Here is a 14,283-nt window from a genome sequence, read left to right as displayed (position 1 = left end):
TCGTTAATTGTATTGAGCTTTGATAGAAGAAGAAACTTTCCGCTTATTAGAATGGCAGAGATTATGTCAACATCTCTCCACTTTTGCAGCTACTAAATTGGGTGTTGTGGCATCTAGTCACTTAACCATACCTTTATCTGTAGCTGATACAGAATATTTGTTAGCACAGACTAAAGAAGTTTGTGACATCGAAATGAATATTAACTCTAATTGGTCTTTTAATGGTATTCATGATATTGGCGAATCCATTGAAAGAGCAAAAATTGGCGGATTTTTAAATGGTGATGAGTTGTTAAATTTAGCCACTACTTTGTCAGGAATAAGAAAATTAAGACGAGTAATTGAAGAACAAGAAAATGCGCCAACCCTTCAAGAATTAGTTAATGATTTAAGGACTTTTCCCGAATTAGAGCAAGAAATTCACTATTGTATAGATGATCGTGGCGAAATCACAGAAAGAGCAAGTCCTCAACTAGGTGAAATTCGTCAAAAAATAAAGGCTTTAAGAAATAAAATTCAGCAAACTTTACAAAGTATTATTCAAAGAAATAGCAACGCATTACAAGAGCCAGTGGTTACTCAAAGAGGCGATCGCTTTGTGCTGCCGCTAAAAGCTAGTCATAGTGGACAAATCCAAGGTATAGTTCATGATACCTCTACCAGTGGCGTGACGTTATATTTAGAGCCTAGAGTTATTATCGAATTAGGTAATAAGTTACAAACTAGCCGAAATCAAGAGAAACGAGAAGAAGAAAAGATTTTACGGCAGTTAACGGAGAAAGTCGCCGAAGTTTGGCAAGATTTAGAACAATTATTAGCCATCGCTACATCTCTTGATTTAGCCACCGCCAAAGCTCGTTATAGTATTTGGTTAAATGGTTATCCGCCAGAATTTGTGGATTTTGAAGACGGGGAAAGCATTTCTTTAAGACAGTTACGGCATCCTTTGTTAGTATGGCAAGAAAAACAAGAAGATGGAAAAGAAGTTATCCCCATCGATGTGTTAATTAACCCTGAAACAAGGGTTGTAGCTATTACAGGACCAAATACAGGAGGTAAAACCGTCACTTTGAAAACCATCGGTATTGTGGCACTAATGGCAAAAGTAGGTTTATATATTCCTGCTAAATATCCTGCCCAAATTCCTTGGTTTAAGAGTATTTTAGCTGATATTGGTGATGAGCAATCCCTAGAGCAAAGTTTATCTACTTTCTCAGGGCATATTCGTCGCATTATTCGCATTATTGAGGCTTTATATGATGTTAATTCCTCCCAAACTCCTTTAATAACGGAAATTGATACCACTCAACTCCCCTTTATAAGAGCCAAGTCGGGGGGATCTCTTGTATTGTTAGATGAAGTTGGTGCTGGTACAGATCCTAGTGAAGGAACGGCGATCGCCATAGCTATATTAAAATACTTAGCACAACATAATTTATTAACCATCGCAACAACTCACTACGGAGAGTTAAAGAGTCTTAAATATAATGATTCCCGTTTTGAAAATGCTTCGGTGGAATTTGATGATAGTACTTTACAGCCTACTTATAGATTATTATGGGGTATTCCGGGGCGTTCAAATGCCATTACCATTGCGCAAAGATTAGGTTTACCTTTGGCTATTGTGGCTGAATCTCAAGAATTAGTTGGAGGTTTTTCCCATGATGTTAATGATTTAATTTCAGCGCTAGAAAATCAACGTCGTGAGCAGGAAAATAAACATCAACAAGCAGAAGAATTACTCTCAAAAACGGAGTTATTTTATCAACAAGTGGAAGAAAAAGCCTTCTCTTTACAAGCTAGAGAAAGAGATTTAAAGCTAAAACAAGAACAAGAGGTACAAAAATTATTATTTGACGCTAAAAGCCAAATTGCTCAAGTTATTAAGGGTTTACAGAAAAAAGGTGAACCCACTGCTCAAGACGCACATCAAGCTACGGAAACTTTAACCAAAATTGCTGATCGTTTTTTAAATCCTGTTAAAGTAATAAAATATAAACCAAAAGTGGGGGAAAGAGTCAGAATTTTGAGTATCGGGCAAACGGCAGAAGTGTTAACAGTAGATGACGATATGGAACAATTAAGCGCTCGTTTCGGTATCATGAAAATGGTAATTCCCTTTACTGATATAGAGTCTTTAGACGGCAAACGCTTTGAAAAAGTTAAAATTATTCCAGAAAAAACGAAAGTAACGGTTAATAAACAAGCGTCTCCACAAGATAATCTAAAAAAAACTGAGTCTAAGGTTATTAATATCCGAACTTCTCAAAATACTGTCGATATTCGGGGGAAACGAGTACATTTAGCCGAACCTATGTTAGAAAAAGCGATCGCTAATGCTACCGACATAGGCTCATTATGGATTATCCACGGTAAAGGTACAGGAAGCCTACGCACAGGAGTTCATGAATTTTTAAAAAATCATCCTCAAGTCAGTAAGTTTGAACTCGCAAAGCAAAATGATGGGGGGGCAGGAGTTACTTTAGTTTTACTTAAATAGTTCAGTGAAATTTGACAGTTTGTCTTTTGACATAAAAAGCATTTAATGGGTATATTTTGGTAAATCTGAATTATCTAATCAACCTTGAATGAAATTAACTTTAAAAGACAAAAAACTGATTCAAATAGGCATTGCACCCCATGACGCTATATTTTGCATCGGTATTTCACCTCACGGCTTAATTTCTATCGGTGCAATTCCTCATGGTGTGATTTCCATCGGTTTAGTGCCTATGGGAGTTTTTTCTGTAGGATTAGTTTCTATGGGAATTTTTGCTTTTGGACAAATTACTATGGGCTTAATGACTTACGGAAAGCAAGATATGAGTTTAATTCGATTAAATGTTGAACAACAAAACTCTACTCCTATGAATCATCATAATCATCATTAATTTTATGACTTTGTCCGATTCTGGCGATCGCCCCTAACATTAATAATTCCTTCTTTTAAAATAGAATTGATCGAAAATAAATACACTCTGTAATGTAGTGTGTATAAAACTGCTCATAGTCGAGAATAAATTGACCAGAACAAGAAACACAAATATATTTTTGTTTATGTTGTTTATTTTTACCCTTTTTACGTATATGTTGGCATTTACATTCTGGGCATTGCATGATTAACCATCGCAAAAGAAGTTTAATTTATTTCTTCAATTATTCTAATTCATACTTTAATTCACCAACGCCCCATAAACTTTATAAAATTCACACTATAAAAATTATAAGAATTAACCATTAAATTTGTTAGAGATTCATAGTTTGCATTTCACCTGATACCTAATATCTTGTCAATTATTTTAATCCTCCAGATCTGATAATACTTACAATTAACCATAATCCTAGTAAACTGGCAACGGCAAAAAGAATGTTACTTAATAGGATCAATTGTCCTGTAGTTGCACCTGTAGAGATAATGGCTGCACCAATAGTTAATGAACCGACTACAATACTAAAAGATAATCGATTAGCTGAGTCGTTTAAACTACGCCTTAATCCTTCCAATTCTTTGATGCGTATATTCCACAAAAATGTCTCTGAGCTTAAACGATCTAAGATTACATCTATTTGACGGGGCGATCGCAAAGAAATAGATTTTAAGTCTAAAACAGTCCTAAAAAGAGTTTGAAAAGGAGTATCTCCAAGAAATTGACGACGAAAAAGATCCGTTATAAGAGGTTTTATTTCTTCAAGGAGGTTAATATTAGGGTTAAATTGACGAGCAACACCTTCTAAATTAGCTAAACTTTTGGCAAATAATCCCATATTACCGGGGAGTTTAATTTTATTATTACGAGCAACTTCTAAGACTTCGTAAAAAACTTCACTAAAATTTAATTGAGAAAGACTGAGATTATAATATTTTCTCAACATTCTCTGATAATCATTTTCTAGTTGAGATAAGTTAGTGTTAGCTGTGTTACTATCTGATAATTCAAGGGTAAGTTGTGCGCATCTTTGGGCATCAATATCAACGATAGCTAGTAACATTTCTGTTAATAATTGTTGAGTACGAGGATCAAGTCTGCCAATCATGCCACAATCAATAATACCTAATTTATCGTCATCTAGGTAGAAAATATTACCCGGATGAGGATCAGCATGAAAGAAACCATCGATAAATATTTGTTGAAAAAAAGATCTAAATAAGAGAGTACTTACTTCTTGACGTTTATTACTAGCATCAGGAATATTAGCGGATAAAATTGGTTTACCGTCTAACCACTCCATAAATAAAACTTTATTAGTGGTATATTGCCAGTATATTTGAGGAATTACTAATTGTTCAGTATCAAACCAACTACTTTGACTTAGATTCAAGCGTAATTTTTCCGTGAAATTTCCCTCTTGACGAAAATCTAACTCAGCTAATACCGCTTTAGTGAAATCATCGGCTAGATTAATAAAATCATAATCGTTACCAAAATCCGTTAACGCAATAATTTCCGCAATACCTTTAATTAAAATAACATCTTGATTGACGATGCGATCAATATTTGGGCGTTGAACTTTGATGGCTACTTCTTCCCCCGTAATCAATGTACCACGATGGATTTGAGCAATTGATCCTGCTGCAATGGGATTTCGATCAATAATGGTAAAAATCTTATCTAAAGGTTGATTAAGTTCTTCTTTTAAAGTCTGTTCAATTAATCCCCATGCTACAGGAGGAACTTGAGCTTGTAAAGCCGTTAATGCTTCAATATATTGTGGTGGTAATAAATCAGGACGAGTACTTAATAATTGACCAAATTTAACGTAAAAAGGGCCTAACTGTACCAAAATTTTACGAAATACTTCAGGGGGAGGAAGTTGTGGTTTATCAGATTTACCAACGGTAAGAATGCCTCGCATATAATCCCAACCGTTGCCTAAAACTATTTCGATGATTTCTCTTTGTCGTGAGCTGGTTTTAGTTAATGAAAACATAGTTCAACAATTAATGATTAATTCTTCTTTATGTTAGTTGCTTATGTAATTAATTTCTAAGATTTCTGAGAATTAAACGCCACAATTTTTTGCCAATTAATTAACCCGTCATCACAAAATTCTTGCATAAAATTTAGGGTAAATTTATTAATAACTTTAGCGTAAGCAATTAAAAAGGCTTCATTTTTTTCTTTTGCTTTATATCCTAAAGGTTCAATAATATCAATATATAAATTTTCATTATTAGAAATAAATTCCCAAAATTCTTCTCCACAATATTTTAAATATTCACCTTTATCTGGGTTATTTTCTATACCATAACAACAACCATTAATAGCGATTACTTTAATCTCTTTATTTTCTGATTCTAAAATATTTTTTGCTGATTTAAAGTTATCTTTCATCTTTTTGATTTGGCTACATCTTTAGCTGTTAAAATATTTTTTGCTTTGTATAAATAGGAATTTTTTCTTTTTAAAATCGTTTTAAGATTAAGCTGTTCTAGTTTTTCAATTCTTTTTTGATGAAACTTATCTATATTTTTTTCAACATAATTAATAATGTCTTCTTTATTTAATAAATTAGTCATAATAATAAATAACTAACGGGGATAATTTCTTCTTTAATCATTTCATAATATTCTGGCAAAATTTCAATACCGATGGAATTTCTTTTCAATTTTTGTGATACCATTAGAGTAGTTCCTGAACCTGCAAAAGGATCTAAAACTGTATCACCTTCTTCGGTAAAAAGTTTAATAAACCACTCTGGCAAACTCTCAGGAAAAGCCGCACTATGATTTTTATTACTGCATTCTGTAGCTAAATGAATAACATTCGTGGGATAAACGGTTTCTTTTCCTACCCAATTAGAGACATTTTTGCCAAATCCACTACCATTTTTTGCATTATCACGAATTTTATCGGTTTCACTCAGGTTTTTTAAACGCCCTGTCGCCCAATCACCAATGGGGACTTTTACCGCATCCTGATACATATTAAATTTTTTTTGCTTGTTAAATTGTAGCAATCTTTCCCACGCATCTCGAAAACGATTTGACCATTTTCCGGGAAAACAATTCTTTTTATGCCATACAAATTCTTCTGTCCATAACCAACCTTGTTTTTTTAATTCTAAAATTAATTCTAAAACATAAGTGCTTCTTTCTCCGTCAACAATTTTCTCTTTTATGTTTAAAATAAATGTACCGCTAGGATGCAAAACACGCAATAATTCCTCACTTATAGGCAAAAACCAATCAACATAATCTTTGGGATGAATACCACCATAAGTATTTTTACGTTGATCTGCATAGGGAGGAGAAGTTATAATTAAATTGATCGAATTATCAGGTAATTGTTTTAAAATATCTTTGCAATCTCCCAAGAAAATATCAGTTTTTACCTCTAACATATTTTAATTTAATTACTTAATTGATTATTAATATAAACAGTGTTATTAGACAATTTATTAATACTGAAAACAACTATGATATTGATTAATATTATCATTTTCGATCATAATAAAAACAGAAGTCCTAGTAAAATGTTGTCATAATGAGCGAGATTGTCACCCAAAAAGCCACGAGAAACGCCCCCCATGAGGATTATCGCCCCATAAATCGAGAAGATTTAACTCCCATGTATAAGCATTATGTGGAAGTAAAAGAGCAATATCCCAATTCTCTACTACTTTATCGGGTAGGTGACTTTTTCGAGTGCTTTTTTCAGGATGCGGTGACGATTTCTCAAGAGTTAGAATTAGTCATCACCAGTAAGGAAGCTGGGCAAAATATCGGTAGAATTGCCATGACAGGTGTACCTCACCACGCCCTTGACAGATATGCTCGACAATTGGTAGAAAAAGGTTATGCAGTGATAATCTGTGATCAAGTGGAGGATGCGGCTACGGCGGCAGCGGAGAAAAGAATCGTAAAACGGGCGATAACAAAGTTATTAACGCCGGGTACAATTACCGATGATGAGATGTTACCCTCAAAACGTAACAACTTTTTAGCGGCGGTGGTAGTAGCAAAAGAATATTGGGGTTTGGCTTATGCAGACATCTCCACTGGGGAATTTTTTACCACTCAAAGTAAGGATTTAACCACTTTATCGACTGAATTACTGCGTTTACAACCTGCTGAGATACTTTTTCCTGTTAATGCTCCTGATATTAATAGTTTACTCCGTCCGGGTCAAAAATCTGACAGTTTGCCTGAGTTTCTTCCTGATTGCTTTTGTTACTCTTTGCGATCGCAAAAACCTTTTGACATCAACGAAGCCAAGCCGAAATTATTGATTGAATTTAATCTAAAATCCTTAGAAGGAGTCGGTTGTGAGCATTTACCCTTAGCCATTCGTGCGGCAGGAGGATTGTTAGAATATGTGCAAGATACCCAAAAAGCGAATCAAGTACCATTACAACTTATTCGTACTTATAATATTAGCGATTATTTAGTCTTAGATAGCACCACACGGCGAAACCTCGAAATCACAACTACAGTGCGAGATAACACCTTTCATGGCTCTTTATTGTGGGCTTTGGATAGAACTTGTACTGCTATGGGGGCAAGAGCTTTGAGACGGTGGTTATTGCAACCACTACTCAGTAAACAGGGAATTATTGTCCGTCAAGATACCATCGCCGAATTGATAGAAAATCTGCCGTTAAGAGAAGAAATTAGGCAATTATTTAAGAGTATCTACGATTTAGAAAGAATAACGGGGAGAGTGGGTGCTGGAACGGCAAATCCGAAGGAATTACTCAATTTAGGGGATTCTTTAGGGAAATTAACCTATTTAGCGGAGTTAGCAAAGGAAGGTAAATCGCCCTATTTTCAGGCTTTGCAAAATGTACCTTCGGAGTTAGAGGAGTTAGGGAAAAAAGTTTTAGATACTATTGTGGAATTTCCACCCCAACACGTCAAGGAAGGAGGAATTATTCGAGAAGCAGTCAATCAGCAGTTAGACGATATGCGCAAACTCATTGATGGTGATAGAGAATGGTTGGCAAATCTTGAAGTGACGGAAAGACAACGCACGGGTATTAGTAATTTAAAGGTGGGTTATAACAAAACCTTCGGTTATTATATCAGTATGCCTCGCTCAAAAGCTGAATTTGCTCCTGAAAATTATCAACGTAAACAAACATTATTAAATGAAGAAAGATATATTACTGCTGAGTTAAAAGAAAAAGAAAATCGTATTTTAAATGCTAAAGATGACTTAGCCAAATTTGAATATGAAATCTTTGTTAATTTACGCTCTTTATTAGCAGAAAAAACTGAAGAAATTAGAAAAGTTGCACGAGCTATTGCGGCGATGGATGTGTTAAGTGGATTAGCAGAATTATCAGTCTATCAAGATTATAACCGACCAGAGATTAGTAATGATCGAGTTATTAACATAAAAAATGGAAGGCATCCTGTGGTAGAAAAATTATTAGGTTTTGGGATGTTTGTTCCCAACTCAACTAATTTGGGTTCGGAAAAAATGCCTGATTTAATAGTATTAACAGGACCAAATGCTAGTGGTAAAAGTTGTTATTTGCGTCAAGTGGGATTGATTCAATTAATGGCACAAATAGGGAGTTTTATTCCAGCCCAAAGTGCTAAATTAAGTATTTGCGATCGCATATTTACGAGAGTAGGAGCGGTGGATGATATTGGTACAGGGCAATCAACTTTTATGGTAGAAATGAATGAGACTGCAAATATTTTGAATCACGGCACAAATAAATCTTTAGTGTTGCTAGACGAAATAGGTAGAGGTACAGCAACTTTTGATGGACTTTCTATTGCTTGGGCGGTTGCAGAGTATTTGGCTATTGAAATACAAAGTCGTACAATTTTCGCTACTCATTACCATGAATTAAACGAATTAGCCTCTATTCTCGACAACGTTGCTAACTATCAAGTAACCGTGAAAGAATTAGAAAATGATATTGTCTTTCTCCATGAAGTGAAACCCGGAGGCGCTGATAAATCTTATGGCATCGAAGCAGGAAGATTAGCTGGTTTACCAAAAGTAGTAATAAACCGTGCAAAACAAGTAATGAGTCAAATTGAAAAACATAGTAAAATTGCCATCGGATTAAGGAAAAATATCAAAAAATTAACCCCTTCTCATGAAGAAAATACAAAAGAAATAATGAGCCAATTAGACATATTTGAATAAATGAGTAAGTAGGCAAAATTAATTGTATTTATTAGTCAAAAACAAAGGGCAACAAAGATTATTAATTATTTTATTAATTTTAAAATAGACTAAGTTCAAGGTATTGGGGCAATGCAGTTAAAATCTGAGTTTGTTAAAAAATCTTAACACGGAAAATTATGGGCGGTGTATCGCCCTACATTAAAATCTTAATCAGTTAAGCCTAAAAGACAAGCCATTAAAGCCTTTTGTGCGTGCATTCTATTCTCAGCTTCATCCCATATACGAGATTGTTTACCTTCCATTACTTCTGCTGTAATCTCTTTTTCTCGATAAGCAGGAAGACAATGTAAAATAATCGCTTCTTTATCTGCCAGATTTACTAATTCTTGGTTAATTTGATAAGGCTGAAAAATAGGGATTCTTGCCGCAGTTTCTTCTTCTTGTCCCATACTTGCCCATACATCTGTATATAAAACATGAGCATTTTCAACGGCTGCTTGAGCGTCATCAGTAATTATAACTTGTTCAGGCTTCGTTGCTAAGGCTTGAGCTTGTTTGACTATATCAGGATTTGGTAAATAACCTTCAGGAGTAGCAATGCGTACATTCATCCCCATTAATACACCGCCTAATAACAGAGAATGTGCCACATTATTGCCATCTCCTAAATAAGTCATAGTAATACCGTCTAAAGTGCCAAAAGATTCTTTGATAGTTTGTAAATCCGCTAAAATTTGACAGGGATGCTCTAAATCTGTTAAGGCATTGATAATGGGAATAGTACTAAAATCTGCAAAAGTTTGTATATCTTCTTGTGCAAAAGTACGAATTGCGAGTATATCTAAATAACGATCTAAAACTCTGGCAGTATCTTCTATAGGTTCTCCTCTGCCTACTTGAGTGCGACTAGGATTTAAGTCAATAACATTGCCACCGAGTTGATACATTGCCACGCTAAAAGATACACGGGTGCGAGTTGAGGCTTTATAAAATAATAATCCTAAAGTTTTATTGGAATTAAATTGTTGTTTGCCACTTTTCAAATCAGCAGCTAAATTTAAAACCGTGTTGATTTCTTCTTTGTTTAAATCGGCAATACCTAATAAATCTCTACCTGTTAAACTACTCATAAATGAAAGATCATTTCTAAAATAATTTTCATATATTAACTTAACCTGAGTCACATCAAATCTATTGATGAGGAATAATTAACAAAGGAGAAAAGAGGTGCATCATTATTAATTGTCAATTGTTAATTGATTAAGACATTTTCGTAAAAATTTAATAGAATTATTGTACCGTAATAGTACCATTCATTCCAGCACCACGATGAGGCTCACAGTAGTAAGGATATTCTCCCGGTTCGGTAAATGTAACCTCAAAAGATTCTCCAGCAGCGAAAGCTAAACCTTTATGACTTAATTTATCGGCATTTTTTGCAGAGCTATCAAAAACTACGTTATGAGGTGCTAATTTATTATTTACCCATTTTACGGTATCTCCTGCTTGAATAGTTACCTTCGCTGGTTGAAATGCTAACATTCCACTATCTGCACCCATTTTTATTTCTACAGTTTCAGCATAAGCTGGATTTACAGCAGAGAAAATCATCGTAACAGCTAACAGTAAAGAGGATAACAGTAAACCTAATTTTTTAGACATGATTTTAATTAATTTTTTCTATTTTTTCTATCACCTATTTTACTACTAACTTTGACCAGTTGTCATTTTTCGGGGTAAAATTTTTTTTTGCTCTTAATCTTGTATTGATCTAGTTTTATCTGTTATAATTGATAATGACTTCGGACTTATGCAATCGTGACGCTCAAACCTTGTCAGGACTGGAAGGTAGCAGCAATAAGAGATGCTTATGATGGGCGTAGGCTTCGGGGTCACACAAAATTTACACTTCGTTGTTACTTTACTATCTCTACGGGTAAATTTCGGTAAACACTAGAGCCTCCCACTTGTCTTATATCGACTTCCAAAACTGAATTTCGAGCATTAACAGGCATAAAACTCCCTAATTCTATAACTATTAACACTAAACACACTGCAATAATCGTTAATATCGTATTTGTATAGTTAGTTATTTTCATAATCTGTTTCATTTGAAAAAGAAGAAAAATCTCTTTAAAACCAGTTTAAGTTAATTTTTCTAGTCTTTTTCTTTTATATTTTAGTTTTTACCTTAAGAAAATTTAATCAGTTGTTTAACGATTTCTTTAGCTGAATCTATGTTTAAGGGTTTATTACCGTTAGTGATAATTTGTCTTCCAATTACGTTCATACCGATATATGATAATTGATTCCGCATTGCTAGTAAAACATATTGCCCACCACCACCGCTATAGGTAGCGATTATTGCAGGTTTACCGTTAAAACATCCTCGCCAATCATCACCACTAACACTTAACCAAGCGATGGCATTATTTAAGGTGGGCGGAATACTGCCGTTGTATTCTGGTGCAACAAAAATCATTCCTTCAGTGTCGATGATAGTTTTTGCTAATAGTTTTATTTTTTCTGGAATACCATATTCTGCTTGAAATTTAGGAGTATAAAGAGGTAAATCTTCTTCTACTAAATCAATAATTTGACTGTTTTGTCCCATATCTGAGACAATTTGATTGAGTTGTTGTGCTAGTTTGAGATTATGATTATTACTAGCGACAAGGATAGAAATTTTCATGGTAGCAATTAATGGTTTTTTTGATGAGACTTAAATTATAATTGATCTTTCGTAACCCGTTTTTCTTAATTATTGTGTCTGTCAACAATCCTAATTTATTAATCGCCGCCAGTGGCACAGGAGGGCATTTATTTCCTGCTTTAGCTGTGGCTCAACAATTACCAGATTATAACATCTCGTGGTTAGGTGTCCCTCATCGTCTCGAAACTTCTTTAGTGCCTCAATCTTTCCCTTTATTTACCGTTGATATTGATGGTTTTCAAACTAGCTTCGGTGTTAAAACTATCTTTGTAATGTTTAAAATGATTACGGCGATCGCCAAAACTTATCAACTAATAAAATCAAAGAAAATTGACATAGTTTTTACTACGGGAGGATATATCGCTGCCCCTGCCATAATTGGAGCAAAATTAGCCAAAATTCCCGTTATTTTACATGAATCTAACTATATACCGGGGAAAGTGACTAAATTGTTTGGCAGTTGGTGTGAAGTTGTGGGTATTGGTTTTACAGGCACAAGTAAATATTTACCAAAAGTTAAAACTCAGTGGATAAGCACTCCTGTGAGGGAAGAATTTTTATCAGCACAAACATTAGAATTAGGTATCCCCGATGATATGCCTTTAATTGTAGCTGTAGGGGGTTCACAAGGGGCATTAGGGCTTAATAAATTAGTAAGACAGTCTGCACCTCTTTTACTGGAAGCGGGGGCTTATATAGTTCATTTAACGGGAAAACAAGACGAAGAAGTTGGGACATTTCACCATGATCATTATTTGGAAATGCCTTTTTATGATAACATGGCAGGGTTGCTACAAAGGGCAAATCTAGCTATAAGTAGATCTGGTGCTGGTACATTAACAGAATTAGCCATCACAAAAACTCCTTCTATATTAATACCTTATCCTTTTGCCGCCGAAGATCATCAATTTTATAACGGGCAAGAGTTTGTCAATGGCGGGGCTTCATTGCTTTTTAGACAAGATAAATTAACGGCAGATTTATTAACAAAAACAGTATTAGATTTATTAAATAATTCCGATAAATTAAAAAATATGGGGGAAAAAGCTGGGGATTTAGCATTAAAAGATAGTGCGAAAATTTTAGCAGATATTATTAAAAAATTATCAAGATAACTGATATATATTATTTTAAATTATTAGATTTTGACTTAATTAAATAATGAGTTAAAGATCCTAAAATTTGATATTCCCAACAAAAAATAGAATAACCATAACCGAATTTTTCGGCTACTGCTATTTGTTTTTGTATTTCTTCAGGATGTAAGAAATTATCGAAATTTCCTGCAAAAATACCGATACCAACGGGAATATTATCCGGTAAATAATTAATTTTTGATGTAGTAATTGCTTGTTTTACTTGAGCAGAATTAGGGCGATAAATTTGGATAACAACTTCATCAATATAACCTTTTTTTGCCCACTTTAACCAGTCTTGATTATACTTATTTAATGAAAAATTATAAGGATTTGGAGATAAACTTAAGATCATTTTTGGGTTAATTTCCTTGAGATGTTGCCTTACTTTTGCTGTAAGTTTTGTCATGGCTTGAGTTTTATTCCCAAATTCCGAAGGTGTTGACCAATGATCATCTAACTGAATCCCTGTTATATTATATTGAGCCACTTCTGAAATTATAGCTAAAATATATTTTTGTACTTCTGGATGTTCAGGATTTAGCCAAACAAAACCATTAATGATAGTTTTCCCTGAATCAGTTTTTACTAAGTATTCTGGATGTTTTAAGGCAATTTCATCTTGAGGAGATAGCATCAAACCGTATTCTAACCAAGCATATAATTTTAAATCTTGTCTTTTAGCTTCTTTTTCTGAGGCTTTTAAAACATTAGTAAAAGGTGGTACAAAAAAGAGAATACTTTTAACTTGTTTTGATGGATAAATTGTCCCTCCAAAGCCATAAGTACTTACATAAATTCGATTATATCCTGATAAAGCTAAATGATTAAAAACATTGTCTAATAAGCTAGTATGATGGAGAAAAGAAACTCCAGCATTTGTCATCCAAACTCCTCTAATTTCGTCATTTTTGTCACCATTATTTTTAAAACTAGAAACAGGTTTAAATATCAATAATAAAAATAAACTAAAAAAAGTTATAAATATATTTCTTTTATGGGAAAAAAGTTTTTTCCTTCCGCCACCACTCTTAATTGATAATTTTTTCTGCGCAGAAATTGCGTTTTTTTTATTCATATTAATTTTTATGGCATTTTCCATTAGTTGCTTTAACTGTGGGTAAGTAATACCAATTATTCTTTTCGTTTATTTTGGATTATTATGGATATATTCTAGAGTTTTATTCATTTAGAGCTATCACCCTATAAACTTAATTATTTCAGCTTATTTTCTATTTTGAGAAGTCTAATCAACTGATGGAAAAGAATTTGTCAATTTTTGGAGATGTCTAATTGTCTATTTTATTTCTTTGAGTCGTTATTGTTACTTTAGTTTTAGGATTTA

The 14,283-nt window shown here is 33.7% G+C and carries 13 protein-coding genes and 1 other RNA gene; 5 read left to right on the top strand and 9 right to left on the bottom strand.

Features of this window, described 5'->3' with window-relative positions; genetic code table 11:
* Positions 1 to 19 precede the first annotated feature (19 nt).
* Complete coding sequence (locus ACEW8E_RS13760; RefSeq protein ID WP_373480926.1) at positions 20 to 2,500, top strand: endonuclease MutS2; 2,481 nt, start codon at positions 20 to 22, stop codon at positions 2,498 to 2,500.
* An 88-nt stretch (positions 2,501 to 2,588) separates the two neighbouring features.
* Positions 2,589 to 2,891 (top strand): hypothetical protein, encoded by a 303-nt coding sequence (locus tag ACEW8E_RS13755; protein ID WP_373480925.1) that lies wholly within the window; start codon positions 2,589 to 2,591, stop codon positions 2,889 to 2,891.
* Positions 2,892 to 3,294: 403 nt separating this feature from the next.
* On the opposite strand, the gene ACEW8E_RS13750 is transcribed toward ACEW8E_RS13755, so the two are convergent.
* From ACEW8E_RS13750 to ACEW8E_RS13735, 4 genes are read right to left on the bottom strand one after another with little or no spacing between them, the layout of a single operon-like run.
* Positions 3,295 to 4,929: an ABC1 kinase family protein gene (locus ACEW8E_RS13750; protein ID WP_373480924.1), complete on the bottom strand. Its 1,635-nt coding sequence runs from the start codon at positions 4,927 to 4,929 to the stop codon at positions 3,295 to 3,297.
* A gap of 56 nt (positions 4,930 to 4,985) precedes the next feature.
* On the bottom strand, positions 4,986 to 5,333 hold the full coding sequence (locus ACEW8E_RS13745) for a PmeII family type II restriction endonuclease (protein ID WP_373480923.1): 348 nt from the start codon (positions 5,331 to 5,333) through the stop codon (positions 4,986 to 4,988).
* Positions 5,330 to 5,518 carry a PmeII family type II restriction endonuclease gene (locus ACEW8E_RS13740; protein ID WP_373480922.1) on the bottom strand — a complete coding sequence of 63 codons (189 nt, stop codon included), beginning with the start codon at positions 5,516 to 5,518 and terminating at the stop codon, positions 5,330 to 5,332. Before ACEW8E_RS13740 ends, ACEW8E_RS13745 begins: the two co-directional genes overlap by 4 nt.
* Positions 5,515 to 6,342, bottom strand: a complete 828-nt coding sequence (locus ACEW8E_RS13735) for a site-specific DNA-methyltransferase (RefSeq protein WP_373480921.1) — start codon at positions 6,340 to 6,342, stop codon at positions 5,515 to 5,517. The genes ACEW8E_RS13740 and ACEW8E_RS13735 overlap by 4 nt, the downstream gene beginning before the upstream one ends.
* Positions 6,343 to 6,485: 143 nt before the next feature.
* Between ACEW8E_RS13735 and mutS the strand changes: the two genes are divergently transcribed.
* A complete protein-coding gene (gene mutS / locus ACEW8E_RS13730; protein ID WP_373480920.1) occupies positions 6,486 to 9,107 on the top strand; it encodes a DNA mismatch repair protein MutS in 2,622 nt (873 codons plus the stop codon).
* 188 nt (positions 9,108 to 9,295) lie between these two features.
* On the opposite strand, the gene argF is transcribed toward mutS, so the two are convergent.
* Both argF and petE read right to left on the bottom strand, forming a co-directional pair.
* Complete coding sequence (gene argF / locus ACEW8E_RS13725; RefSeq protein ID WP_373480919.1) at positions 9,296 to 10,219, bottom strand: ornithine carbamoyltransferase; 924 nt, start codon at positions 10,217 to 10,219, stop codon at positions 9,296 to 9,298.
* Positions 10,220 to 10,379: 160 nt separating this feature from the next.
* Entirely contained in the window at positions 10,380 to 10,751 is a 372-nt protein-coding gene (gene petE, locus ACEW8E_RS13720; RefSeq protein ID WP_373480918.1) for a plastocyanin, read from the bottom strand.
* Positions 10,752 to 10,888: 137 nt separating this feature from the next.
* Between petE and ffs the strand changes: the two genes are divergently transcribed.
* Positions 10,889 to 10,986: signal recognition particle sRNA small type (ffs, locus tag ACEW8E_RS13715), an RNA gene on the top strand.
* Positions 10,987 to 11,005: 19 nt separating this feature from the next.
* On the opposite strand, the gene ACEW8E_RS13710 is transcribed toward ffs, so the two are convergent.
* Both ACEW8E_RS13710 and ACEW8E_RS13705 read right to left on the bottom strand, forming a co-directional pair.
* Positions 11,006 to 11,188 carry a hypothetical protein gene (locus tag ACEW8E_RS13710; protein ID WP_373480917.1) on the bottom strand — a complete coding sequence of 61 codons (183 nt, stop codon included), beginning with the start codon at positions 11,186 to 11,188 and terminating at the stop codon, positions 11,006 to 11,008.
* 92 nt (positions 11,189 to 11,280) lie between these two features.
* A complete protein-coding gene (locus ACEW8E_RS13705; protein ID WP_373480916.1) occupies positions 11,281 to 11,781 on the bottom strand; it encodes an NADPH-dependent FMN reductase in 501 nt (166 codons plus the stop codon).
* A gap of 74 nt (positions 11,782 to 11,855) precedes the next feature.
* Between ACEW8E_RS13705 and murG the strand changes: the two genes are divergently transcribed.
* Positions 11,856 to 12,917 carry an undecaprenyldiphospho-muramoylpentapeptide beta-N-acetylglucosaminyltransferase gene (gene murG, locus ACEW8E_RS13700; RefSeq protein WP_373480915.1) on the top strand — a complete coding sequence of 354 codons (1,062 nt, stop codon included), beginning with the start codon at positions 11,856 to 11,858 and terminating at the stop codon, positions 12,915 to 12,917.
* A 10-nt stretch (positions 12,918 to 12,927) separates the two neighbouring features.
* Here the strand turns inward: murG and ACEW8E_RS13695 are convergent, their stop codons facing one another.
* A complete protein-coding gene (locus tag ACEW8E_RS13695) occupies positions 12,928 to 14,016 on the bottom strand; it encodes a glycoside hydrolase family 10 protein (protein WP_373480914.1) in 1,089 nt (362 codons plus the stop codon).
* Positions 14,017 to 14,283: the final 267 nt, after the last annotated feature.

The sequence above is a fragment of the Geminocystis sp. genome (assembly GCF_041753295.1).
Taxonomy (GTDB): domain Bacteria; phylum Cyanobacteriota; class Cyanobacteriia; order Cyanobacteriales; family Cyanobacteriaceae; genus Geminocystis.
The sequence above is the reverse complement of the archived record's forward strand: the minus strand, read 5'-3'. Positions and strand labels throughout refer to the sequence as shown.

Coding starts and splice junctions, on each gene's coding strand:
- mutS (WP_373480920.1), top strand. CDS start 6,486: ATGAGCGAGATTGTCACCCAAAAAGCCACGAGAAACGCCCCCCATGAG.
- petE (WP_373480918.1), bottom strand. CDS start 10,751: ATGTCTAAAAAATTAGGTTTACTGTTATCCTCTTTACTGTTAGCTGTT.
- argF (WP_373480919.1), bottom strand. CDS start 10,219: ATGAGTAGTTTAACAGGTAGAGATTTATTAGGTATTGCCGATTTAAAC.
- ACEW8E_RS13695 (WP_373480914.1), bottom strand. CDS start 14,016: ATGAATAAAAAAAACGCAATTTCTGCGCAGAAAAAATTATCAATTAAG.
- ACEW8E_RS13745 (WP_373480923.1), bottom strand. CDS start 5,333: ATGAAAGATAACTTTAAATCAGCAAAAAATATTTTAGAATCAGAAAAT.
- ACEW8E_RS13705 (WP_373480916.1), bottom strand. CDS start 11,781: ATGAAAATTTCTATCCTTGTCGCTAGTAATAATCATAATCTCAAACTA.
- ACEW8E_RS13710 (WP_373480917.1), bottom strand. CDS start 11,188: ATGAAAATAACTAACTATACAAATACGATATTAACGATTATTGCAGTG.
- ACEW8E_RS13750 (WP_373480924.1), bottom strand. CDS start 4,929: ATGTTTTCATTAACTAAAACCAGCTCACGACAAAGAGAAATCATCGAA.
- ACEW8E_RS13755 (WP_373480925.1), top strand. CDS start 2,589: ATGAAATTAACTTTAAAAGACAAAAAACTGATTCAAATAGGCATTGCA.
- ACEW8E_RS13740 (WP_373480922.1), bottom strand. CDS start 5,518: ATGACTAATTTATTAAATAAAGAAGACATTATTAATTATGTTGAAAAA.
- ACEW8E_RS13735 (WP_373480921.1), bottom strand. CDS start 6,342: ATGTTAGAGGTAAAAACTGATATTTTCTTGGGAGATTGCAAAGATATT.